The sequence below is a fragment of the Flavobacterium paronense genome (assembly GCF_030409795.1).
Classification (GTDB): domain Bacteria; phylum Bacteroidota; class Bacteroidia; order Flavobacteriales; family Flavobacteriaceae; genus Flavobacterium; species Flavobacterium paronense.
The window spans coordinates 775,527-802,328 of sequence record NZ_JAUFQN010000019.1; the positions used below are offsets into that span (position 1 = coordinate 775,527).

The 26,802-nt window shown below is 39.1% G+C and carries 8 protein-coding genes; 5 read left to right on the forward strand and 3 right to left on the reverse strand.

What is annotated here, in order from left to right:
* Positions 1-91 precede the first annotated feature (91 nt).
* Positions 92-1,138 carry a dTDP-glucose 4,6-dehydratase gene (rfbB, locus tag QWY90_RS04895; protein ID WP_290284746.1) on the forward strand — a complete coding sequence of 349 codons (1,047 nt, stop codon included), beginning with the start codon at positions 92-94 and terminating at the stop codon, positions 1,136-1,138.
* A 211-nt stretch (positions 1,139-1,349) separates the two neighbouring features.
* Here the strand turns inward: rfbB and QWY90_RS04900 are convergent, their stop codons facing one another.
* From QWY90_RS04900 to QWY90_RS04910, 3 genes are all read right to left on the reverse strand, one after another.
* Entirely contained in the window at positions 1,350-1,862 is a 513-nt protein-coding gene (locus QWY90_RS04900; RefSeq protein WP_290284747.1) for a DUF6169 family protein, read from the reverse strand.
* Positions 1,828-1,977: a hypothetical protein gene (locus tag QWY90_RS04905; protein WP_290284749.1), complete on the reverse strand. Its 150-nt coding sequence runs from the start codon at positions 1,975-1,977 to the stop codon at positions 1,828-1,830. The genes QWY90_RS04900 and QWY90_RS04905 overlap by 35 nt, the downstream gene beginning before the upstream one ends.
* A 340-nt stretch (positions 1,978-2,317) precedes the next feature.
* Positions 2,318-2,554, reverse strand: coding sequence for a hypothetical protein (locus tag QWY90_RS04910; RefSeq protein WP_290284750.1), 237 nt, complete (start codon positions 2,552-2,554; stop codon positions 2,318-2,320).
* Between the two features lie 511 nt (positions 2,555-3,065).
* Between QWY90_RS04910 and QWY90_RS04915 the strand changes: the two genes are divergently transcribed.
* The 4 genes from QWY90_RS04915 to QWY90_RS04930 all read left to right on the forward strand — a co-directional run bounded on the left by QWY90_RS04915 (position 3,066) and on the right by QWY90_RS04930 (position 26,672).
* Positions 3,066-10,229, forward strand: a complete 7,164-nt coding sequence (locus QWY90_RS04915; RefSeq protein WP_290284751.1) for a RemA C-terminal-like gliding motility protein — start codon at positions 3,066-3,068, stop codon at positions 10,227-10,229.
* A gap of 514 nt (positions 10,230-10,743) precedes the next feature.
* Entirely contained in the window at positions 10,744-11,091 is a 348-nt protein-coding gene (locus tag QWY90_RS04920) for a type II toxin-antitoxin system RelE/ParE family toxin (protein WP_290284752.1), read from the forward strand.
* Positions 11,075-11,380, forward strand: coding sequence for a helix-turn-helix domain-containing protein (locus tag QWY90_RS04925; protein WP_290284753.1), 306 nt, complete (start codon positions 11,075-11,077; stop codon positions 11,378-11,380). Before QWY90_RS04920 ends, QWY90_RS04925 begins: the two co-directional genes overlap by 17 nt.
* 706 nt (positions 11,381-12,086) lie before the next feature.
* The gene (locus QWY90_RS04930) at positions 12,087-26,672 is read left to right on the forward strand and encodes a GEVED domain-containing protein (protein ID WP_290284754.1); all 14,586 of its coding nucleotides are present in this window, start codon (positions 12,087-12,089) and stop codon (positions 26,670-26,672) included.
* Positions 26,673-26,802 lie beyond the last annotated feature (130 nt).

Consider the following 26,802-nt stretch of genomic DNA (forward strand, 5'->3'; position numbering starts at 1 on the left):
ATTTAAATAATTTTTACCTTTGTGGCCCCTGCCTGCCGGCAGGCAGGTTTGCGAAAAAACTTAGCGCACTTTGCGTGAAAAAAAAATAACTATGAAAAAGATTTTAATTACCGGCGGAGCAGGATTTATAGGTTCACATGTCGTAAGACGGTTTGTAACTCAATATCCTAATTATCAGATTTTCAATTTGGATGCCTTGACTTATGCAGGGAATCTTGAGAACATTGCCGATGTTGACAAATCACCCAATTATACGTTTATAAAAGGCGATATTGTCGATGCCGATTTCATTACCGATTTATTTCAGCAACATCAATTTGATGGTGTGTTGCACTTGGCTGCCGAGTCGCATGTTGACCGTTCTATTACGGATCCATTAGCGTTTGTAAAAACCAATGTTATTGGCACAATGAACTTATTGAATGCGGCTAAAACAATTTGGAAGGACAACTTTGAAGGCAAACGTTTCTATCATATTTCTACCGATGAGGTGTACGGAAGTTTAGGTGCAGAAGGCTTGTTTACCGAAACTACAGCTTACGATCCAAACTCTCCTTATTCGGCTTCTAAAGCTAGTTCTGATCATTTTGTCAGAGCTTATGGCGAAACCTATGGATTGCCTTATGTGATTACGAATTGCTCTAACAATTACGGACCCAATCACTTCCCTGAAAAGCTGGTTCCTTTGTTTATTCATAATATTATCAATAACAAACCGCTGCCAGTTTATGGCGACGGAAAATACACCCGTGACTGGTTGTATGTTATTGACCATGCTATCGCTATTGATTTGGTTTTCCATGAAGGGAAGAATCATGAGACTTATAATATTGGGGGCTTTAACGAATGGCAAAATATTGATTTGGTGAAATTACTTTGCCGTCAAATGGATACCAAATTGGGTAGGGCAGCAGGCGAGTCTGAAAAGTTGATTACCTACGTAAAAGACAGACCAGGACACGATTTGCGGTATGCCATTGATGCCTCAAAAATCAACAAAGAACTCGGTTGGAAACCATCGGTTACTTTTGAGCAGGGTTTGGAAAAAACAATTGAGTGGTATTTAGCCAACGAGGAATGGCTTCGCAATGTAACCTCGGGCGATTATCAAACATATTATCAAAAGCAATACCTTTAATACCTACCGCGAATACATAAGGAATACAGGCGCTTTTTACTTGCTGCTTCTATTGCAAAATACTGTCGCTATAAGTCTTCTATACTTTTCCGAGGCTTTGGGAGACAACTTTTCGTGTTGTTGTAAAGATATTTAAATTTCTAGTTGAGTAATTTCCGGCTTATAAAAATAAAATCAGCCATTGCGAGAAACCGCTGTTAGCGAAGGTTTTTTACTTATCTCGCAACGTATCTATTACTTCATAGTAACCAATTTCCAAGTCCGATTGGAATGGATTTTCCATGTGATAGACAATACTTGTATAAAAAGTTGTTGTTTTATCTTCACTTTCAATCTGCTCGTTAATCTTGATGACATTATCTTTAAAAGGACTATTGGCGAACCAACCATTGAACTTTCTGTATCGTGCTATTTCGCGACTATCTGAATTATCACACATGTATATTAATGAGTTTTCTTTATCCTCAAAAAAATGTGTTACAATACAATCCACGGTTGCCTGAACATCTGTATCATGTTTTTCTTTTATGTCAGTTACTTTTTCTACAGTTAAACTGTAAACTTTTGAAATTTTTCCATGTGAAGAAGTTCCTTCATAAAAGGAAGTAGAGTCTGAGAAGATAATTTTGTATTCTACTTGATTTTTTGTTATGAAAGAATAAATAAAAGTATCTTTGTCAAGAAATACGTTATACGGGCATATTAAGTTTAATTCCTCTTTCATTCAAGGCTTGTAAAGTTATTTCACCTTTGATGTATGCGCGTATAGCTTTCTTATCTTCCAAAAACTTTTTGGCAGAAGAAACTATTTTAGCTGTATTACTTTGTGATTTGTTCATAACGATGCAAAAGTATGGTAGTTTATAGAACAAAACAACAGTTTAAAGCTATTGTAAAATACTAATTGTATAATTTTAATCTATGGTTATTGAAAATCTCCGCTAACGTCTCGCGGCTTCATGAAGTGGCGATGAACCAAGACCAAGCCTTTACAAATATAAATAAAACTTTTAATTATAAACCTTTTCCATTTATGATAAATCCCGCGCCTCAACATTTCTTGAAACGGCTGTTAGCGGCTGGCTTATTTTCCACGTTCCATTTTTATTGGATTTTGTCGAGTATCAAACACATCAAAAACTTCGATGCTGTTTTTATCCAAATCAGTCCAATAAATTTCTAACGCCACTTTTCTATTTCGGAAATTAATTTACCGTTTTCAGTCAATCTTCCATTTTTAGAATCTTCGGTAGATTGATCAATTCTTTTCTGAAACTCTTTTAGTGTTATTGGTTTCAATTCAGCATTATTTTGGATTTCTTTCTGTAACAGTTTTTCTAAATGAGAAATTGCTTTCTCACTTTCTATCTTAAGAAAATCTTGAATGAAGTTTAATTTTCGAGTTTGCAAATCCATTTTTTCTTTCTTTTTTTCAAAATTACAGATTTACTTTAAACGAATTTTTTTTTGTATATTATTTGAGCTTGCCGCCAACACCATACAAAAAAACCTTAGTATGCTTGTTTTACCTTTTTAATACCAAGCAAACCCTACTTCAGCAACCCTTTTTTTGCATTATAATAGCTATACTGCTGATTTTCATAACTATTTATTAACATATTTTGCAGTATAGTAACATTTTATTATTTTAGCCAGTAAAATTGCGGCACAAAAAGTAAATTTGGTAACAATTTAATAAGATTATAGTTTAATTGGCTAATTACCTACAGACAATAGAAGTAAAGTAATGCCCTAATATACTGGGTTCCCTAGTTTTTGTCGGTGTTTTTTACAGTTTGTCGAAAAGTATTGCATTTTAACTAGTTAACCCGTATTAATTTGGTTTTATGACGTATTTTTAGCGTCTTAACCTAAAGACAGTATTTATTTAAAGTATTCTCTTATAATGCTATTATAAAAAAAGTGTATGAAAAAAAAGCTACTTAGTTTCCCAAACAGTTTATACAAATCACAAAAACCACTATGGTTTTTTTATGCTTTAGTGCTTGTTATGGTTTTTGGAATTACTACCCAAACCCAAGCACAGTGTACCGGACCTTATGCTCGTTTTGAAAGTTTTATATCTGCAACAACTAATCCTGCTGTGGCTACAGCTTCACCTAGTTTTACAACCTCTTCAGCTGCTACAGTTAATTTTGGTACTGGAATAACAACCGCTCGATCAGGGAATATATTTTGCAATATTAATACTAGTGCAGGATGGTTGAAAACACCTACCATTGCATATCCCCGTACTGTTTCTTTTTATATGAAGGCTACTGCTAATACAAGTTCGTATTTAGTCGAATACTCTACCGATAACTTTGCGACAGCGCCTTCTAATGTATTTAATGTTAGTACATTGAGTGCAGTGACATTACCAGCAACGATTACAGGTGGTGTAACTACTGCAGTATATAAACTTGTCACTTTCACTTTTCCAACTGCCTTACCTAGTGTTAATGTTAGAATTACCCGAACCGGTACTGCTGGATTATTTATAGATGATTTTGCATGGGATACCTATGATAATTCTGGGACTGCTACATTAGGTGATTATTCATATAATGGAACTGTAGCGCCGGTTCAAGTTGGTGATGCGGGAGCGATTGCCAATTGTTCGCCAGTAGCAACACCAAGTACTGTATTATTAAGTTCTGGTGCTTCTTATGATTATTATGATAATGGTGGTTCTTCGGATAATTATAGTAACAGTCAAATCAACCAGGTTACTTTCAAGCCAGACCCCACTGCTTTTGCTGCAGGTTACAGGATAAGGATTAAAATTAACTCCTTAGTGGTCTCTGCGACAGCTGGTGATTTTTTGGAGGTCTTTGATGATGCCACGGGTACAGCCGGAAATATCATAGGTGCAGCTCTTACAGCTACGCCAACAAACCAATATTATATGGCAGAAACTTCTCCAACCGGAGCGATTACCATTAAGTTTACTTCTAATGGTTCTCTAACTGCCTCAGGATTTAATATAAAGGTTGATTGCATTAAATGTGCTAAACCTGCTAATTTAGGAGCAAGCCCGGTAGGAGCTACCACAGCAACTTTAAACTGGGATACAACAGGTGCCTCACTTTATGAAATTTATTATGTTGAATCAGCTACTCTACCCACACCGCCCACTTCAATTACTACTCCTACAATAGCTTATAATAATGCCAGTCCGGTTACAACAAATACCTATGGTCTTACAGGTTTAAATCAAGCAAAAACTTATTATGTTTGGGTTCGTTCTTATTGTGGTGCTAATAATTTTAGTCCGTGGTCTGCGGTAACCAGTTTTACAACTACGGATTGTACGGCTTATGCTTTAGGGACTTCGCCTAATAGTAGTAACCAAAGCGTTTGTCAGGGATCGAGTATTTCTTTAACAGCATCAGCTACTGGAGGAACGGTTGCTACTTATCAATGGTATAGTAACACCAGTGCGAGTACTGTTAGTGCCACAGCTGTTGGTACCAATAGTGGTACCTATGCACCCGATACTGCTACCTTAGGAACCACCTTATATTACTATTGCGTAATCACCAGCACTATTGGCTGTTCGGTTACTAGTGGTTTTTCGGGGGCTATAAATGTTAGTGCTGCGCCTATTGTTATCACAACACCTCCTTCATCAGCTACACAATCGGTCTGTGTGGGAACTGCAGCGACTGCTTTGAGCGTTGTTGCTTCCGGTACAAGTCCAACGTATCAATGGTATTCTAATGCTAGTAATTCCAATTCAGGAGGTACTTTACTTTCAGGAGCTACTTCATCTTCTTATATTCCACTGAGTACTGTTGCAGAGGTTGGGACTACTTATTATTATTGTGTTGTATCTAGTGTAGCTCCATGTAATAGTGCTGTTTCTAGTGCTGTTTCAGGAGGCGTTACCGTTACCGATTATCCTGCCGTTACTACGGTTAGTCCTAGTACTGGGGTATTTTGTGGTTCAACGACTTTAACAGCATCTAATGGTTCGATTGGTACTATGTATTTTCAAGGAACTACTTCTGGAGGTACTAGTACAGCTACCCCAGCCAATACTCAATTGGTGTCTGCTAATGGCACTTATTACTTTAGAGCTTTATCTGCTTCTTGTTGGGGAGCTGAAGGTTCAGCAACGGTATCTTTTACTACCCCTATAACGATTACCACACCGCCATCAAGTACGCCACAGTCGGCATGTGTTGGAGGGGCTACAACTACTTTGAGTGTTGTTGCCAGTGGTACCAGTCCAACGTATCAATGGTATTCTAATACTAGCAATTCTAATACTGGCGGGACTTTACTTGCAGGCGCTACATCGGCTTCTTACGCTCCTTTGAGTACGATTGCACAACTTGGCACTACTTATTATTATTGTATAGTATCTAGCGGTGCACCATGTAATAGTGCTGTAACAACTGCTGTTTCCGGAGGTGTTACTATAAACGCTATTCCTACCGCTGTTACAGTAACTACAGCAGGTACTTTTTGTACTTCTACTACCTTAACTGCTGCTAATGGCGGAAGTGGGACGATGTATTTTCAAGGAACTACTACTAGCGGAACCAGTACAGCAACACCATCAGGCAGTCAATTGATTTCTACTGTTGGAACCAATACTTATTATTTCAGAGCACAATCGGCAGCCGGTTGTTGGAGTACGGAAGGTGCTGCAATAGTTACTATAGTTTCCGGTGTGCCAACTGCTCCAGTTGCCGCAGCAGGTTCTGGTGCTACAGGTGGTTCGATTACGGCCAATTGGGCAGCATCAGTTGGAGCAACAGGGTATTTTCTTGATGTTGCTACCGATAGTGGTTTTAGCTCCATGGTTGTAAACAATTCATCTGTTGGGAATGTAACTACTTATGCTGTAACAGGTTTAAGTGGAGGAACAACGTATTATTATAGAGTTCGTGCTATCAATGTTTGTGGTACTAGTGCTAACTCAGCAACGATTACTTATGCGACGCTAGCTATTGCTTATTGTGATCCTAGTTATGCTGGCGCTATTGGAACGGGTTATTACATCAGTAATTTCAAAACTACCGGAGGTCTTACCAATATAGATAATACCAGTGTGCGAAGTACTAACGCTTATGGAAATTATGCTGCTACTTTGTCCTGCTCTCAATATGCAGGTTATCCTATAGATTTCAGAATAACCAACAGCATTACCGGTTTTGCTACCTATTATTATTATGCTTGGGTAGATTGGAATTCAGATGGGGATTTTAATGATGCTAATGAAACCATTGTTGCCACAACCAATTATGCGACAGGTCCTTATAATGGTATTATCAATGTGCCTGTTGGTCAGGCATCGGGATCCTATAGAATGCGGGTTGCTGATAGTTATATTCCTGTTTACACCTCTTGTGTTAATGGTGGGGGATCTGGGGAATATGAAGATTATACCCTTAGTGTTGTTCCATCACCGCCTTGCGTTCTGGGCACACCTACAACCTTAGCCTCTTCAGATGTTACAGCAACTACTGCGCTTGTATCCTGGTCCGATGTTGCTTTAGTGCCTAACAGTACTTATGATTATTTTGTTAGTAATTCTCCAACCACTCCTTTAGCAGGAGCTACGCCTACTGGAAATGTAGTTGGTACGACTTCCGTAACTTTAACAGGTTTAACATTAGGATTTACCTATTATGTTTGGGTGCGTGCCCATTGTGGTGCCAGCTATAATGCATGGGTTGGTTCTACTAGTTTCCTAACAGTTAATTTAGCTACAGTAACTATGACTAATGGGTCTCTTACTACCTGTGGGTCTCTTTTTTATGATAGTGGAGGTCCGGGATCAGGAGGAACAACAAGATATCTAAATAATGAAAATTATACCTATACCTTTAATCCGGGTACTGCAGGCAATAAAATAAAAGCTACGTTTAGTTATTTTAATACCGAATCTGGTTATGATTTTCTGTATGTCTATAATGGACCAACTACGGCCTCTACTTTAATTGGTGTTTACAGCGGTACTCAGATTACAGCTGGTCAGACTTTTTATTCTACTGACAGCTCCGGTTCCTTAACTTTTAAATTTGTATCGGATGGTTCAACCAGAAGAAATGGTTGGAATGCAGTAATATCGTGTGCTGTTGTGCCTGTACTAACAAGCAGTAGTATAAGTAGTGCTTGTATTGGAACAACTCCTTTGGTTACGCTTACCGGTACGGATCTTTCGGGAGTTACTTCGGTGAAATTTAATGGGGTAACGGCTGCTTTTAGCGTGGTAAACAATACTACAATTACGGCTACAGTTCCGGTTGGCGCAACTACCGGTTCAATAAGTGTTGCTACACCATTGGCCATTAGCTATAGTAGCTTTAGTTTTGTGATAAAACCATTGCCGCCGACACCAAATGCCGGAACTGATGTTACTATCTGTCAAGGAAGCAGTACTACTTTAAATGCTACCAGTACGGTAACTATTAGCCCAACGGGTATTGGAGGTACAACCTATTCAGATGCCACTTTGCCTTTTAATACCTACTGGCATGATGCAAAATCCCAGTTTTTGATTTATGCATCAGACTTGACTTCAGCGGGTTATACTGCAGGTAATTTAACCTCTTTGGCCTTTAATGTTTCTACTGTTTATTCCAATCAGGTTATGAATGGTTTTAAGATTGCTATGAAACCAACAAACATAACTAGTTTTGGATCTGCTTATGAAACAGGATTGACAGATTATTACACAGGTAGCCCGTCAATAAATGCTACAGGTTGGAATACTTTTACTTTCGGAACTCCTTTTGTGTGGGACGGAACTTCAAATGTGGTTATTCAAGTATGTTTTGATAATTCAAGTTATACCGATTACAATTTAATTTATTATAACAGAGACCCAAGCGGTGCCAACAGAATGTTATATGAATACGATGATTATGCTACAGGATGTAATTTCACAACCAATTATGCAACCAATGTTATCCCTAATATAAAGTTTGGATTTACCGCTCCGACGGTTACTTATAGCTGGACGCCCAATACTACCGCTTTGAGCAATGCCGCTATTTATAATCCGGTTGCTAATCCGACAACAACACAAACGTATTCAGTAGTAAGTATCTACAATGGCTGTAACTCACTCAGTGATGATGTAGTTGTTACGGTTACGCCTATCGTAGCTGGTACGGCTTCGTCTGACCAAACGCTTTGTGGCGGTGCCCCGTCTAATTTAACTTTGACAGGGTCTTCTGGGACTATTCAATGGCAGTATGCTGATGATTTTGGCTTTACCGTAAATGTTACTCCTATAGCCGGGGCTACTTCGGCTACGCTTACTTCAGCGCAAATGGGAATTTTGACGGCCAATCGCTATTATAGAGCGGTACTTACTAACGGTAGTTGTACTCTTTATTCTAATGTAATAACAATAATCACTAGTAACAGTACGACAGTTTGGAATGGATCGGCATGGTCCAATGGAAATCCTACTGCAACTAAAGCGGTTATTTTTGATGGTCCGTATACTTCGGACCCACTACTTAATTTAGTCTCCCCAGGTGATATCTCAGCTTGTAGTGTTAGCGTAACTTCATCGGGTTCTGTTACTATTATAACAGGTCATACCATGACGGTTGAAAAAATTGTAACGGTAGCTACAGGAGGGTCGCTTACTTTCCAAGATGGTTCCAGTTTGTACCAACCTAATGTGGTAACCAATGCTGCTGGAGTTTATAATGGAGGCAATGTTGGAAATATTACCTATATGAGAACGGCTAGTCCGATGTATAAATTTGATTATACTTATTGGTCTTCTCCGGTATATCCTCAAAATTTATTGGCCGTATCTTCGGCATCGCCACTTTTTTACCAGTATGATGGTATTACAGCCAATCAGTGGCAATATGTAAGTCCGGGAACTGCCACTATGGCTGTAGCCAAAGGATACTTAATAAGAGCTCCTACTACTTTCCCTGTCTATGTAACGCCATTCCCACCATTGCCGGCTAATTTTACCGCTAGTTTTGCAGGAGTTCCAAATAATGGATCGCAGGCTATACAGATAGGAGTAGCGCAAGGGGTGAATCAATTTAATTTATTGGGTAATCCTTATCCAAGTGCTTTATTTGCAGATAATTTTATAACTGCGAATGCTAATATTGGTGCTCTTTATTTCTGGACTCACAATACCAATATTAACTCTGTTTCCCTACAGTATACCAATGATGATTATGCTGTATATACTTTAGCAGGCGGAGTAGGAACCAGACCATCAGGAGTTGATGGAGCCGGTTTAAATGTTGCGCCTAATGGTTATATCGGTGCAGGTCAGGGATTCTTTACTAAAGGAGTAGCTACCATCACAGGAGCCGGGCCTCTTTACTATGCAACATTTACCAACGCCATGCGTAGAGCCGGAAATAACGGTCAATTCTTTAAAACAGGAGCTACCCATGTTGCACAAAATGACACTAGCTTCGAAAAACATCGGTATTGGCTGGATATTGCTAATGCACAAGGTGCTTTTAGAGAGGTATTGATTTGTTATATTGAAACCGCTACGCTTGGTATTGACCGTTTGTTTGATGGCGAGACGTCTGTATCTAACAATGTGATTTCGTTTTACACTCCTGTTGAAGATAAAAAAATGGCTATACAGGGTCGTCCTCTTCCTTTTGATGTTACCGATACGGTGCCTTTGATGTATAAAACTACTATTGCCAGTACTTATACTATATCGATGCCAAAATATGATGGTTTGTTCACTACGCAAACGGTTTATTTAGAGGATACTTTATTGCATGTTATTCATGACTTACGTAATAGTCCTTATACGTTTGCAACGGAAATAGGTACTTTTGAAAACCGTTTTATATTGCGATACAATACAGAATCTTTAGGTGTTCCGGTATTTAATGAGAATAGTGTAGTTGTTTATAAAAACGAACAAGGATTGTTTATTAATTCGGGTGCCGAAAATATGAAATCGGTTACCATTTATGATATTAGAGGTAGAATAATAGCGACTAAAAATCACGTTAGTGCTACCGCTACTTCCTTTACAGACTTACCGGATACTCAAGAAGTTTTATTAGTTAAAATAGAAGGAGAGAATGGAGTAGTAGTGACTAAAAAAGTAGTTTATTAGCTTTTTTTCTTTTAGTTAAAAAGAGACCCAAAAGTAGTTGGGTCTTTTTTTTTGACTATTTTTTGTGATTCCTATTTAGTTTTCACTATAGGGTAACTATTGAATTGAAATGCAAATCAAATTGTTATTTGTTTTCATGCAAACCTGCCTGCCGGTAGGCAGGGGGCGCAAAGGTTCACGCTTTCTTTGTAATGGCAAGATTATTCGTTTTCAGTTGTCTGTTTTCTGTTATTTGTAATCCGTTATTTGTTTTCATGCAAACCTGCCTGCCGGCAGGCAGGGAGCGCAAAGGTTTTTATGCAAAAAAAACGCAAAGTTTCACGAGATTTGGGGAATGACAGGGTTGTTTGTTTCCCGCCTCCGCGGGAATGACAAGTTATCCGTTGCCTATCATCTATTTTGTTTTAATACCAGACGAAAAGGATTGGGTTTGGTCGAATCTTTGATTTCGGTAGTGTTGGGAATTTTTTATAAAAATAGTTTCACTTTAGAGCAACTTTTATATATTTGCGTAATGGATAATGAACAAAAGATACGTACTGTTATTTTTTACAAAGATTACTTTGATGAATTTTTTATAAAGCAACGTGATAAAGTTAAAAACAAAATTATCTGGACATTTGAATTAATTCAAGAATTAGAAAGAGTTCCAGAAACGTATCTTAAACATATTGAAAATACTGAAGGATTATATGAAATTAGGGTTCAACAAGGAAGCGATATTTTTAGAATCTTTTGTTTTTTTGATCAAGGTCAATTAATAATCTTAGCAAACGGATTTCAAAAGAAAACACAAAAGACACCGAAAAAAGAAATTGAAAAAGCAATTAAAATAAAACAGGAATATGAAAGCGAAAAGTAATATTACTAAAACACTCGACCAATTTAAAGATAAACATTATGGAAAAGTTGGCACTGCAAAACGGGATGAACTTGATGCGGGTTATGAAAATTTTAAAATTGGAGCAATGATTCATGATGCGCGAATTGAAAAAGGATTGACACAGGAACAACTTGCAGAAAAAACGGGAACAACAAAATCGTATATCTCCAAAATAGAAAACAATGTAAAAGAAGCAAGATTTTCAACCTTACAAAAAATAGTTGAACTTGGTTTGGGTGGGCATTTAGAATTGTCAATTAAATTGTAAATAGTTTTCTGTTTTCTGTTATTTGTAATCTGTTATTTGTTTTCACGCAAACCTGCCTGCCGGTAGGTAGGGAGCGCAAAGGTTCACGCTTTCTTTGTAATGGCAAGATTATTCGTTTTCAGTTTTTCTGTTTTCTGTTATTTGTAATCCGTTATCAGTTTTCACGCAAACCTGCCTGCCGGTAGGCAGGGGGCGCAAAGGTTCATGCTTTCTTTGTAATGACAAGATTATTCGTTTTCAGTTTTCAGTTATCAGTTATCAGATGTCTATGATCTATTATCCTATTATAGATTTTCTGTTATCGCGGTAATGACAAGTTTTTAGTTTTTTTTCACGCAAAGTTAACTTGATTTTGGTAATAAAAAGCTTGTCTGTTCTCCGTTTTCAGTTATCTGATGTCTATTATCCATTATCCATTATCCATTATCCATTATCAATTATCCATTATCAATTATTCGTTTTGTTTAACGCTTTTTTTTTGTGTTTACAATTTCTTCTTTCTTCTTTTTTCTTTCTTCTTTACTGCTATTTTGTCTGTAAGGTTACTTTTGGCGTGTAAGAAATTGTTAATTTTTGTTGCCTTTCATCGAAAAAAGGTGTTTTTTGTCGAATATTAATAAAATGTTAAGAAAATGCATCTTTAAGATAGTAATTGTTTAAAATATAATTTCTATTTTGCTCAGCTATTGTAATTAAAACTAATTTTATGAATCAGAATTACTCCACCTCAGACTTGAACAAAAATGCTTCAACAAGAAACAATTCTTCGATTGCTTCAATAAGCCATTTTAAAACTATGAAAACCTCTTGGTTAGTCATGTTTTTAATGCTTTTGAGTTTGGCCATTGGTCAAAAATCTTGGGGGCAGATTACTACTTATTCACAAAATTGGTCTGCCACAGGATTAAATAGTTGGACTACTTCTGGTGCTGGTGTAGCTGCTGCCAGGATTACTACAGCCGCTCAAATTTGTGCTACTACAGGCACAATTAGAATGGAACAATATTATGGAAGTTCGGGACAATTTATTTCACCTTTATTGGGTACTTCAAATGGTGGTCTTGTTACGATGAACTACCTTTACAAAGTAACTAAATTTGGTGCTGCTACTACTGCTGAAGCATCTGCTAACATAGGTGTTATAACGGTTGAGTATGCTTCATCTACTTCGGGGCCATGGACGGTAGCTCAAACAATCAATTCGGCAAATCACGTTTCGGCAAATACATGTGCTTCAAAAACGGTTACGTTTACACCACTTCCAGGAAATTTATATGTGAGATTTAATGTTGTTTCAAACATAAATTATGATGATTATTATTATTTTGATGATTTGACTATTTCGCAAGGTAGTGTAACCACGCCTACTATTACTCTTGCCACCAATAATATTGCCGCAAGTAATAAAACGCAGGGTACCACCAACAATCCTATTTATAGTTTTGCTATTTCACCAACTGTTGCCGATGCAACACTTACGGGATTAACAGTTACGACTGCGGGTACTTATGTTGCAGCCGATCTTACCAATTTAAAAGCATGGTATCAAACGTCCGCTCAGGGATCCACTTTTACAGGTACAGGAACGTTATTGTCAACTAAAACCTTAACCCTTGGAGCGGGTTCGCAAGTATTCCCAACTTTTGCAAGTCAAACGATAACAAATGGTGCCACCGGTTATATTTTCATCACAGCCGATGTGCCTTGTACGGCTATCGCTACTAATACGATTGCTGTAAGTGCAGTGACAGGTTCTAACACTACTTTTGCATTAGGAACGGCAACAGGAACGCCAGCTGCGGGAAATACACAAACTATTTCGGCAGCAACACTTAGTAATGTTACATCAGTATCTGCAGCTTCTACAAGTAATGTCTCCGCTACGATTGCCTGGACTGCTCCATCATGTTATGACCAAGTTTTGATTGTTGGACGTGCTGGTTCTGCCAATGATGGCACGCCTACAGGTGATGGTTCTGCCTATACGGGTAGTTTAGTATTTGGATCAGGAACGCCATTAAGCAGTGGTTTTGTAGTGTATAAAGGGACGACTTCCCCACAAACTATAACAGGACTTATTTTCGGAACAACCTATTATTTCAAGATATTTACACGATTGGGCACAACATGGAGTGCTGGTGTTGAAGTAAGTGTAATACCTACTTATTGTACACCTAGTGGTACTATTGCTAGTACTTATATCAGTAACTATACTATTTCAGGAGCTACTACAAATATTAATAATACCAGTACTTATTCGGCTGGAGGATATGGTAATTATTCCTCGACTATCGCTGCTTCTCAGGTTGCAGGAAGTACAGTAAATTATTCCATAACATTTGTTACCGGAACAGTTGGACTAGGCATATGGGTAGACTGGAATCAAAACGGTTCGTTTACTGATTCAGGGGAAAATGTATATAACTCAACGGGATATACATCATCAGGAGTATTAACTTATTCAGGTAGTTTTACAGTGCCATTAGGAGCTACAGTGGGGACAACTAGAATGCGTGTAATTGCTGATTATAATGGTTCAACACCAGCATCATGTGTAGCTGCGACTTCTGGGCAAGGAGAAGCTGAAGATTATGGTTTTACAGTTTTGGCTCTAACTCCTGCCGTTACTTTGGCAGATAATGGTACACAAGTAAGTGCTGCCAGTATATCACAAGGTGCTACCAATCTTGTTTTGCATAAATCAAAATTGACCGTTGCTACAGCGGCAACCTCTTTAACCGGGATGACCTGTACTACTGCAGGAAGTTATGTTTCAGGCGATATTACTAATCTTAAAGTTTGGTATTCAACTGCTAGTACTTTTGCTGTGGGGACTTCTACTTTGTTAAGTACGTTTACTACGCCAGGAACTGCAGGAGCTAAAACATTCCCATCCTTTACAACACAAGCTTTGCCTATTGGAGTCTATTATATTTACATCACTGCAGATGTTTCGGTTAGTGCAGTAAATGCCAATACGATTAATGTAAATGCTTTGGCTACTACTGATTTCACTTTTGCCTCGGGAACAAAATCAGGCAGCACTACAGCGGGAGGTGTTCAAACCTTTTCAGCATCTTCTATTGCTTTAAGTGATAATGGTACTCAAGTACTTGCCTCTAATGTTACTCCAGGAACAAATAATGTAGTTTTGCATAAATCGGCGCTCACTGTTACTAATGCTTCGGCTTCTTTAACAGGGTTGACTAGTACTACTGTTGGATCGTATGTATCAGCAGATCTAACTAACCTTAAAGTGTATTATTCAACTAGTTCAACTTTTGCTGTAGGAACCTCAACCTTATTAAGTACTTTGGTGACTCCAGGTGCAGCAGGAGGTAAAACATTTACTTCTTTTGTCTCTCAAAACCTACCCGTTGGAACAGGTTATATTTATATTACTGCCGATGTTTCGGGATCAGCAGTAGTTGGAAATACCCTAAACGTTTCTGCTTTAGCGCCTTCTGATTTCACCTTTGCATCGGGTACGGTAACAGGAAGTACCGCAGATGGTGGGGTACAAACCATCACCTCACCAGTAATTGTATTGGCCGATAATGGAACTCAGGTTGCAGCGGCTAATGTTTTTGCAGGAACAACGAATTTAGTTTTACATAAATCACAACTTACTGTTGCTGCCATTAATGCTTCGCTTACTGGTATGACCTGTACAACAGCAGGGACTTATGCTTCTGCGGATCTTACTAATCTTAAAGTGTATTACTCTACTAACAGCACCTTTGCTGTTGGAACTTCTACCTTATTAAGTACTTTCACTACTCCGGGAATCGCAGGTGCTAAAACATTTCCTTCGTTTACCAGTCAAAATTTACCGATTGGTACAGGGTATATTTATATTACTGCCGATGTGGCAGCAGCAGCAACGAATACTAAAACCATTAATGTTGCGGCCATTACTACTTCCAATTTTACTTTTGCAATAGGAACAAAATCAGGAAGTACCACTGTAGGAGGTGTACAAACCTTTTTAGCTTATTGTGCTTCAACAGGTGATGCAGATACGGATGGTATTACAGGTGTTTCATTCAGTAATATGACCAACACTACTTCTAATGCGGCAACTAGTGCCTATACAAATTATACTTCATTAGTAGCAACAGTTACACAAGGATTTACGTACTCAGGATCTACAGGGTTAAATGTTTATATTAATACAGGAGGTGCTTATACAAATTATCAAACAGTCTATATAGATTGGAATCAAAATGGAGTATTTACCGATTCTGGAGAGACTTATGCTTTAGGTACTGTCAACACTGTTACAAATGGAGTAAGTAGTTTATGTCCTTTAAGTATTACAGTCCCAATAGGAGCTATTATTGGAAATACGCGGATGAGAGTTCAAACAAAATATAGTTCGGCTACTACTGATTCTTGTTTAACAGGGATGGACGGTGAAGTTGAAGATTATACCATTAATGTTCTTGTGGCACCTGCTTGTGTTACTCCAACTGATAATACAACAGCCATTACGTTTGGTACAACAACTGCGACAACTATTGCCGGTTCCTTTACAGCTGCATCAACTGCGCCAAGTGGGTATTTGGTTGTAAGAAGTACAAGTGCTACCTTGTCTGCAAATCCTATTGACGGAACTAGCTATGTTTCCGGAAATACTATTGGTGGCGGAACTGTGGTTCAGGCACCAGGTGCAAGTTTGACTTTTTCTGAGACAGGATTAACGTCTAATACACAATATTACTATTTTGTCTTTGCCTACAACAATACGGCTTGTACAGGAATAAAATATACGGCTTCATTTAGCAACAGTAAGATTACCTGCCCTGCGGCACCTACTGTGCCTACTACTTCAGCTATTACAACAACAACAGCTACTGTTTCGTGGACTGCATCTGTAGTGGGAGGTTCCGCTACAGCACAAAGTGCGTTAACATACACTTTAGAAGTGTATACTGATTCAGGGCGCACGACACTTTTTGCTGCTGCTTATACTCCTGGCGCAGGCATTACAACTTATGACCTGACAGGCTTAACACCAGGCTATACATATTATTATCAAATTAAAGCCAATAACGGTGCTTGTGATTCAACTTATCTTCAAGATACTTTTACAACAACCGCAGCTTTACCTACCATAACTAATTTCACTCCTACAAACTTATGTGTTGCAGGAGGACAAACGGTAACTATTACAGGAACAAATTTATCTAGTATTTCTGCTGTATCTTTTGGAGGAACAGCAGCAGCTTCATTCACTACGGGTACAGGTACCTCTTTAACAGCGGTAGTTCCTGCCAACGTTGTGAATGGAATTATTACTATTACTAACCCTGCGGGTCAGGCTTCTACTGCCGCTTATGAGGTTAGAACTACACCAACTACACCAACTACTGCTGGTGCTGGTGCTGCTTGTTCAACGGCTACAATAACTGCCAGTAATGCCGGAGATATTTCAGATGGAAATAACGACACAGCGGCTCTTATATATTATCAGGGTACTTCGTCGACAAGTACTACAACGACTACGCAATCAGCATCTCAATCAGTAAGTGCCTCCGGGACTTATTATTTCAGAGCGATTTCATCTTATGGATGTACAAGTGCTGCAGCTTCGGCTGTAGTTACAATCAGTACGCCTTTAACATTGTCATCACAAGCAACAGCCACACAATCAAAATGTGTTGGTGGAACAGCATTTGCTGCCCTTACCGTGACCGTAGCAGGTACAGGTACCCCTTCTTACCAATGGTATAGCAATGATACAAATTTGAATACAGGAGGAACTACTGTTACAACCGGAACAGGTGGGACAACTGCTTCATATACTCCAGCGGCACCAATAGCCGGTAACGTAGGAACTAAATATTACTACTGTGTTATTACTGGAGTGGTTCCTTGTAGTACTAGTTTAACTAGTGCAGTATCAGGGGCTATTACTGTAAATGCATTGCCAACGATAACGCAAACAGCGCCAACTACCTGTACAGGAAAAACAGTTACTTTAACTGGTTCAGGTATTGCTGCTGTTACAACACCATGGGTTTCCTCTAACACTGCAGTTGCTACGATTACTCCTGGAGGTATTGCTTCTGGTGTTTCAAGTGGAACAGCTGGTATTACTTATACTGATTCAAATGGCTGTTCGTCAGCAGCAACAACGCTGACTGTTAATGTTACCCCAACTGCCCCAACGGCAAGTGCTTCGGCTACACCTTGTTTGGGAGGTACTATTAATTTGTCATCTACAACAAGTTCTGCAGCAGTCTATACAACAGAAAGTTTTGAAACATGGCCTCCAGCAGGATGGACATTTATCAATGCGGGCAACGGAAACTCTTGGGCAACCTATACTACAGCTGCTGGTGTTCGTACCGGTTTAGCTTCAATGTATTATAATTATAATATCTCTAATGCTGCAAATGCATGGGCTATTTCTCCGGCTAAATATCTGATTGCAGGTGTTACCTATAATGTATCTGCCTGGTATAAAACGGAATCCTATAATGAAAAATTCCAAATTACAGTCGGTAATGCAGCTACTGTTTTAGCACAAACTACACAATTGGCGAATTTCCCTGCGGGTCAACAAACGACTTATACCCAAATAACAGGAACGTATACGCCAACAACAAGTGGAACCTATTATTTTGGTATTAATTGTACTTCAGCATCTAACAAATTCAATTTATATATTGACGATGTAGTGCTTCCAAATGAATCCACTATCAATTATTCCTGGACTAGTAATCCATCAACTACTATTGCTGCGGTACAAAATCCAACAGGAATTACACCTGCGGCAGGACTAAATACTTATACCGTTACTGCTAATACTGCTTCTTGTGCATCAACTGCTTCAAATACTGTTTCGGTGACGCCAAATGCCTTACCAACGGCTGGAATTACTGGAGTTAGTTCATTCTGTCCAGGTGGAAATACACTTCTTACTTCGAATGGTGTAGCAGGCAGTGGATCGATTTCTTCCTACCAATGGAAATATTCGGCTGACGGAATTGCTTATGCTAATGTTGCAAGTGGTGGTACAAGTGATACTTATACTGCTACTGCTGCAGGGTTTTATACCGTTACTGTAACCAACACTAATACCTGTTCCGTTACTTCAATTCCATTCCAAGTAACGCAAAATACACCAGCAACGATAACTGTTTCCGGTACGGCAACTATATGTAATGGGCAACCTACTAGTTTATTAGCTAGTGGTGCTGTTTCTTATTCTTGGAGTTCTAGTTCTATTGCACCTGCACCTAGCGGAAATAACCCATCCGTTTCTCCATCAGTTACTACAACGTATACTGTTACTGGTACTGATTCTAATGGATGTACTACTAATTCGCCAACAGTTACTGTAACGGTGCTGTCTCCACTTGCTGCTATTACAGCATCTGCTCCTGATTATTGTATTGGAAGCAGTATTAATTTAAGTACTACATCCGCTTTTGTTGATGCTCCGGTTACTTATTCCTGGACTTCTAATCCATCAGGATTTACTTCTACTGTTCAAAACCCAACAGGTGTTTCTCCTAGTGGTACTGTTACGTACACAGTAACTGCAACTAATGGCTACTGTTCAACAAATTCAAGTGTAACGGTACATCAAAATCCATTACCAACTATTGCAGTATCTGATGAAACTATCTGTAATGGTAGTTCAGTATTCTTGTCGGCTACAGGTGCTACTAATTATACATGGGCACCTGCTACAGGTTTATCAGCAACTACCGGAACATCAGTAACGGCTAATCCAACAGCTACACAAGGGTATACGATTACAGGTACTGATGATAATGGTTGTGTTAATACTACAACAGCAACGGTTACTGTAACGCAGCCAGGTAGTATAACTTCTGCTACACCACTTCAGGTGGTTATTCCAGGGCAACAAGCTACATTCCATGTTACTACAGCTGCTGGACCAGTTGCTTATAGTTACCAATGGCAGGTTTCGACTGATAGTGGAACTTCTTGGACTAATTTAAGCAATGATTATATTGCCAGCCCAGTTTCCGGAAATTATTCTGGGGTAAATACCAATACATTAAACATTGATAATATCTTAGCGGATCCTTCTTTTGATGGGTATCTTTACCATTGTTTGGTTACTGGTGATGCACCTTGTACCGCCTTAACTTCAACTCCTGGTACTTTAACTATGAGTAATGTTGGATATCTTAACCAACCCGTTTCAGCAACAAAATGTTCCTCAGATACTACTGTTACTTATACTGCTGTAACTACTGGTGATGATCCCTATGCTGTAAGTGAAGAGGGTGTTGAACCTATTGTTTATGCTACAGGATGGCAAATATTTACAGGTGTAATTGATGCAGGTAATGAAGTATATGATTCTATAGTTGATGGTTATGATACTAATACGGGTCTTACCTATGCAACTAGCGATGTTAGAACAATTCTTCAAGCAGATCCTTTAATTGTATCTCATACTTTAACATTAACAGTTACCGGATTTACACCAGCCAATAGTGGTTATAAATTTAAATCCTTAGTAAACTTCTACTTATCTAGTAGTTCAGCTAGTTTAACAGTTAACCCTGCTGTTGGTATTACTACTCCTCCTGCAGATAAAACTATTTGCTCAGGAACTACTACTAGTTTAAGTGTGGTTGCTACTAATGCAACTGCTTACCAATGGCAAGTTGATACGGGTTCTGGATTTACGGCTATTAGTAACGCTAATGCTGCAACATTGAGTTTAACTAGTGTTCCTTATGCCTCAAATGGTAATGTTTATAATTGTATTGTAACAGGTTTAAATGGCTGTAGTTCTGTGACTACTGCTTCTGCTACTTTAACAGTTAACGATGCTGTAGCCGTGCAAACTGCTCCAGTAACTGCAGTATCTTTATGTAGTGGCGAATCGACAGTACTTTCAGTAGCGGCTACTGCTACAGATATAGCCTATCAATGGCAATTAAGTACCAATGGAGGAAGTACTTATACTGATATTGTTTCAGCTACTTCAGCTTCATATACTATTACTACTGCTACGCCATCAATGAATGGGTATAAATATCAAGTAGTTATTTCTGGTGCGGCACCCTGTAGCGCTGTGACTCCTACTGCAACAACTTTAACAGTAAATACTCCAGTGGTTGTAGGAACTCCTCCAGCTTCAGCTACAGTTTGTTCCGGAACTACCGCAACTTTCACTGTAGGTGCTACAGGTACTGGATTAAATTATCAATGGCAGGTTAGTACGAACGGTGGTTCATCATGGTCTACTGTGGGAACTAATGCTGCTACTTTAAGTTTAGCAGCTGTTACTGTCGGAATGAATAGCAATCAATATCAGGTAATTGTATCGGGTGCTTCGCCTTGTACTAGTTTTACTCCAAGTCCGGTAACTTTAACAGTTAATCCGGCTATTACTACTACCAACCCAACTAATCAAACGGTTTGTATTGGAGGTACCGCTACTTATAGTGTTACAGCAAGTAATGTAGTTTCTTATCAATGGGAAGTAAGTACTGATACGGGTTCTAATTGGTTACCTATAGGTACAGATTCAGCTAGTTTATCCGTTACGGGTGCTACGGCAGGAATGAGCGGTAACCAATACCGAGTTACAATGACAGGTATTGCTCCTTGTAGTTCAATTACAACTACTGTGGCTACTTTAACGGTAAAATCGCCAGTTGCCATCACGCTTCAACCAGCCAGTCAATCGACTTGTTCTGTTGGAACTGTTGCAAACACAGCTATATTCAGTGTAACAGCTACAGGTGATAATCTAACGTATCAATGGGAGGTTTCTACCAATAGTGGTGGGTCGTGGAGTCCTTATGCAGGGGTAGATGCTACTTCAGCGTCTATTACTATAACGAATCCTGCAGTTGGACTTAATAACAATCAGTACCATGTTATTGTTACAGGTTCAGCTACTTGTAGCAGTAATAGCCAGACCTCAGACTCGGCTACCTTAACGGTTAAAAATCCAACTTTATTAACTCAGCCGGCCAGTAAGACTATTGGAGTTCCAGGAACTGCAAACTTTACTGTTACAACTGGAGAAAGTTCACCTTCCTACCAATGGCAATATGCAACTTCATTGGGAGGGACTTACAATAATGTTGCTGCTTTACCAACTGGTTTCGCTTACACAGGTGCTACGACTAGTAGTTTAAATGCATCAGCTACAGCAACCAGTGTTGCCGGAGTCAATAATTGGTACCGAGTACTTATGACCGCTCAGGGTTGTGCAGTGCCATCAACTCCTGCACAATTGACGGTTGTTGATTACTGTGCTAATACAACGACTACAACAACTACTTATATTAATACTTTCACTACTACAGGTGGTATAACTAATATTAGTAATGCTACAAATGCTATTTCTGCAAATGGTTATGGTAATTTTATAACCCAATCTGTAAGTCAATATGCTAATAGTCCTATTAATTATACATTAACTATTACTGCTCCTAGTACTGGAAGTGCTGCTATCTGGGTTGACTGGAATGCAGATGGTGATTTTGTTGATGCAGGAGAAAATACGGTTGCAGCTACTACAAGTTTAACCGGTAGTTTCACAGTTCCTTCAACTGCTGCTGTTGGAAGTTATAGAATGAGAGTAGTATTCAACAGAACTACTGCTCCTGCTGCTTGTAGTGTTTCAACCAATAGAACTGAAGCCGAAGATTATACTGTTACTGTTGTAGCTATTCCGCCTTGCTCCGGAGCGCCAACTCCTGGTACAACTACTGTTAGTGCTAGTTCTTTGTGTGGTACTTCGAGTACGGTTACACTTACGAATACAGGATCATCAACCAATTTAACCGGTCTCACAAAACAATGGTATAGTTCTACGGATAACGTTACTTTTACTCCTATATCCGGAGCTACTGCTACCCCTTACACAACCGCTGCAGTGACAGTTACTACTTATTACAAATATGTAGTTACCTGTACCAACGGTCCTGCTTCTGCTGATTCAAATACGGTTACTGTAACCGTAAATAATCCAACGGTATCTGGACTTCAAGATGTTTCTCGTTGTGGACCTGGTACTGTTTCACTGACTGGAACGCCTTCTAGTGGGGCACAATTAGATTGGTATGCTGCTTCTACAGGTGGTACCTCATTATTTACAGGGAACACTTATCAGCCAAATGTTACAGGTACTACTACATACTATGTTGAGGCGTCAACAGCCGCAGCTGCAACACCTGCAATGACCTATTGTTCTTCAACTACAACTGGTACGACTTACTACATAAGCAGTTTCTCTACCACAGGTGGTTCAACAAATATTACAAATGCTTCAGGAAATTTATCAGCATCAGGATATGGTGATTTTACTAGTCAAAAGGTTGCCCAAGCTGCTGGTAGTTCTGTCAATTTTAGTGTAAGTCTATATGATGGATTTTATTCTTATGGTGTTGGAATTTGGGTAGATTGGAATAACGATGGCGACTTTTTAGATGTCAATGAACGTCCGTACAATAGTGCAGCCTATGTATATAGTGCTTCAGGAAGTATAACTGTACCTTCTGGTACTCCTAAAGGTACTTATAGAATGAGAGTTAGGGCTGACTATAATGCTACTTCTCCTTCAGAATGTGGAAGTATTGCAGGTGGTGAAACAGAAGATTATATTTTCGAAGTTACGGCTTGTAAAGCTGCTTCTAGAGTACCTGTGGTCGTTACAGTAACAACTCCACCCGCCATAGCTTTGTCATCCTCATCAGCAACGATATGTTCAGGAGATACAACTGCAGTTGTTACTATCACTCCTGAAACTATTGGTAATTTTACTAATTATAGTTGGTCGCCTACAGGAGTTTCAGGTACCTCTGGTGCAGGATATACATTCAATCCTACTGTAACAACTGCTTATACTTTAACGGCTACAAATGCTAGTTGTTCTAATACTGCTGCATTTGCTGTAACTGTTAATGCACTTCCTACCGGTGTTACAGCAACAAGCAGCTCAACTGTTATTTGTTCAGGACAAACCATTAATTTGACGGGAGCAGGAGTAAGTGCACCAGTTGTCAACTTAATTAACCCTACCACTGATGGTGGATTCGAATTGGGAACTACTTTCACTGCTAATGGATGGACAGGTATAACTGGTGCCAATGGCGCTTGGTACTCTAATACCTCGGCAATAACCAGTGGTACTTCTACCTTTACGCCAACAGGAAACCGTTCGATTTATTTTTCTAATACTTCAGGAGTTTCGTGGAAATATGGAGCGGCTGATGGAAGCGATATTTCTGGAGCCTCTCATTTCTATAGAAATGTTACTTTCCCTGCAGGTGCTACCAACATGAATCTGTCTTTCCGTTGGAATGCCTATGGTAATGATACTACTTATGATGTGTTGTATGTATATCTATGCCCTAACACGCTTACACCAGTGGCAAATTCACCGTCTTCAAATTCGAACGCCGTAACTTGGTCAGGTACTGGTTCTGCTACGCTACTTGGAACTTATAGTGCTTTATCTTCAGGAGGTGGTCAAACTAGTTCTATTACGATAACACCTGCTCAGGCAGCTAATGCTGCAGCAAATTCAAATATGCGTCTGGTATTTACCTGGAAAAATGATGGTACTGGTGGTTCTGAACCTCCAGTTGCGATTGATGATATAGCATTAAATGTTACTACTCCGGAAACCCTTACCTACGCTTGGACATCGACACCATCTGGTTATTCATCTGCTGTTGTAAGTCCAACAAACGTAGTGCCAACACAAACGGCTACTTATAAATTGAGAGTTAGCCGACCAAATGGTTGTTTTGCAGAGGCAACTACGGCACTTGTAACGGTTAATCCTACTCCAGCAGTACCAACAGTAGCTACAACAGCACCAACATGTTCTGCTGATGGATTTACAACCATCACCAATTATAGTGCTGCTAATACTTATACCTTCTTACCTTCAGGACCAACAGTTGGTTCGGGAGGAAGTATAACAGGAGCAACTCTTGGAACACCGTATACGATAACAGCTACTCTTGGTAGTTGTACTTCTGGTTCATCGGCTTCCTTTACCAATTTGGTTATGTTACCGACACCGGCAGTACCAACAGTATCCACTGTAGCACCAACGTGTTCTGCAAATGGATCTACAACAATCACCAATTATAGTGCTAGTAATACGTATACATTCTCACCTTCAGGACCAACAGCTGGTTCGGGAGGAAGTATAAGCAATGCCACTCTTGGACAAGCGTATACTATAACTGCTACTAATGGTAGTGGTTGTACTTCTGGTTCATCGTCATTTACCAATTTGGTTATCTTACCGACACCAGCAGTACCAACTATTTCAGCTGGTGGTCCAACCACTTTCTGTTCAGGCGGAAGCGTTGTATTAACTTCAAGTGCAGGAACGAGTTATCTTTGGTCACCAGGAGGAGCTACTACAGCAAGTATTACTGTAAGTACTGCAGGAAATTATACAGTACAGGTTACTAATGCTGTCGGATGTCAAAGTTTAGCTTCAGCTGCAACAACAGTTGCCGTAACGGCGCAACCAGAATGGTTTGCAGATGTTGATAATGATGGTTATTCAAGCAGTTCAGCGGCATCGATTTTCTCTTGTACACGCCCTGTTGGTTATAAACTAGCCAGTGAATTAGTAAATGGTGGAGTAGGAAGTACAGCAACAGATTGTGTTGATGTTCCAGCGGATTTATCGGTTAATCCATTAAATGTTTTACCAGTGAATATTAACCCAGCACGTTCAGAGGTTTGCTACAACAATGTTGATGACAACTGTAGCGGTGTTAAATCAGAAGGTTGTGCTGCCGTTCCGGTAACGGTTGTAAACGGAAGCCCTGCTAGTTTTTCTTCGTTTTCTTGTTCATTCTATACTTATCCGGGAGCTACGACTATTGGCTATCAAATAGAGATTGAGCGATTTGCAAATGGGGTAAGTGCAGGACCTGCTGTAACCCTTCCTATACAAACTTCTCGTTTCTTCTCTATTCCAACGAATATGAGAGTGTATACTACTGATAATACTCTTACTACATATAAAATACGTGCTTCTGCCGTAATTAACGGAGAAGTAGTAGGCTATTATTATGCTCCTGTTACTTTTGGCAGTTATACAATACCAACAGTGCAGTTGTCTGCATGTCCAACGACACTTACAGGTGTATCAGGAAGTCTTTCGGCTAATTTAGGGTTTAATGCCACAGATTATTCGTTCCGTATCCGCCTGACAAGTGATAATGGTACTAATCCGACGTATTATTATATTAATAATTCGGCCTCTAGATTTGTTAACAGCAATTCTTTTGAAGGATTCCAATTGCAGTATGGAGCGAGCTACCAGGTATCCGTAAATTATCGTTTATTGAATAATGGAGTTCAGGAATCATCAGGTTGGGGATCAGATTGTACGGTAACTACACCTTCTATTCCGGTTATTGGATTGAGTGGACCACTTTGTGGTTCAGAAGTTGCGTCTCTTGGTGCGAGTATTTCAGCTTATACAGCAACGTATGCAGACAGATATCAGTTCCGTATTCGTTTATCTAGTGATAATGGACCAACACCTACTTATTATACTACTGCTGAATTGCTAACCCGTTTTTCACAATTGAATGCTTTCCAGGGAATCATTTTTCAGTACAATACTTCTTATTCTGTTTCGGTTAGATACCGTCTTAGCGGAAGTTTAGTGTGGTCTGATTATGGAGCTGAATGTATTTTATTTACACCAAATTATCCTACTGTTCAGATAGTTTGTAATTCCGGAATTACTGGTTTGACACAATCTATTACTTATAATACATTTGGTTCGGCTACCGGCTATAAAATTAAATTAGAAGAGATTGACAGTAATAATGATGTTATTCCAGGTACTGTTCAATACGCATATCGTCCATCTAACATCTTTAACTTTACGTTGAGTTTGTTTACGACATATCCACCAACGGTAGGTAAAAGATATAATGCAAGCGTATTGGTATTGCTCAATGGTATTCCGGAAGTAGACGCTTACGGGCGTATTTGTACTATTGAAACAGTAGCACAAGGTTTACGTCCTACAGCAGCGATAAAACAATCGTTTAAAGCCACGGCTTATCCGAATCCGTTTGCTAATAACTTTATGTTAGATGTTAAAACGTCTAGTCAATCGGCAGTGAACTTGAAAGTTTACGATATGGTTGGTCGTTTGATAGAACAACGTGAAGTTAGAGTATCTGATTTAGAAACAGCAACACTTGGAGACAGATATCCTAGTGGTGTTTACAATGTAGTTGTTTCGCAAGAAGATGATGTACAAACAGTACGCGTTGTGAAACGTTAACGGTTTTCTGTTTACGGTTTATAAAAAAGACCTTCGAGTGATCGAGGGTCTTTTTTTTGTGGGTTAAGGTTGCTAAACCTGACAGGTTTGAATCAATACCCTTGCAAAGAAGTGATAACGCACAAACAAC

Coding starts and splice junctions, on each gene's coding strand:
- QWY90_RS04900 (WP_290284747.1), bottom strand. CDS start 1,862: ATGAAAGAGGAATTAAACTTAATATGCCCGTATAACGTATTTCTTGAC.
- QWY90_RS04930 (WP_290284754.1), top strand. CDS start 12,087: ATGAATCAGAATTACTCCACCTCAGACTTGAACAAAAATGCTTCAACA.
- QWY90_RS04925 (WP_290284753.1), top strand. CDS start 11,075: ATGAAAGCGAAAAGTAATATTACTAAAACACTCGACCAATTTAAAGAT.
- rfbB (WP_290284746.1), top strand. CDS start 92: ATGAAAAAGATTTTAATTACCGGCGGAGCAGGATTTATAGGTTCACAT.
- QWY90_RS04915 (WP_290284751.1), top strand. CDS start 3,066: ATGAAAAAAAAGCTACTTAGTTTCCCAAACAGTTTATACAAATCACAA.
- QWY90_RS04910 (WP_290284750.1), bottom strand. CDS start 2,554: ATGGATTTGCAAACTCGAAAATTAAACTTCATTCAAGATTTTCTTAAG.
- QWY90_RS04920 (WP_290284752.1), top strand. CDS start 10,744: ATGGATAATGAACAAAAGATACGTACTGTTATTTTTTACAAAGATTAC.
- QWY90_RS04905 (WP_290284749.1), bottom strand. CDS start 1,977: ATGAACAAATCACAAAGTAATACAGCTAAAATAGTTTCTTCTGCCAAA.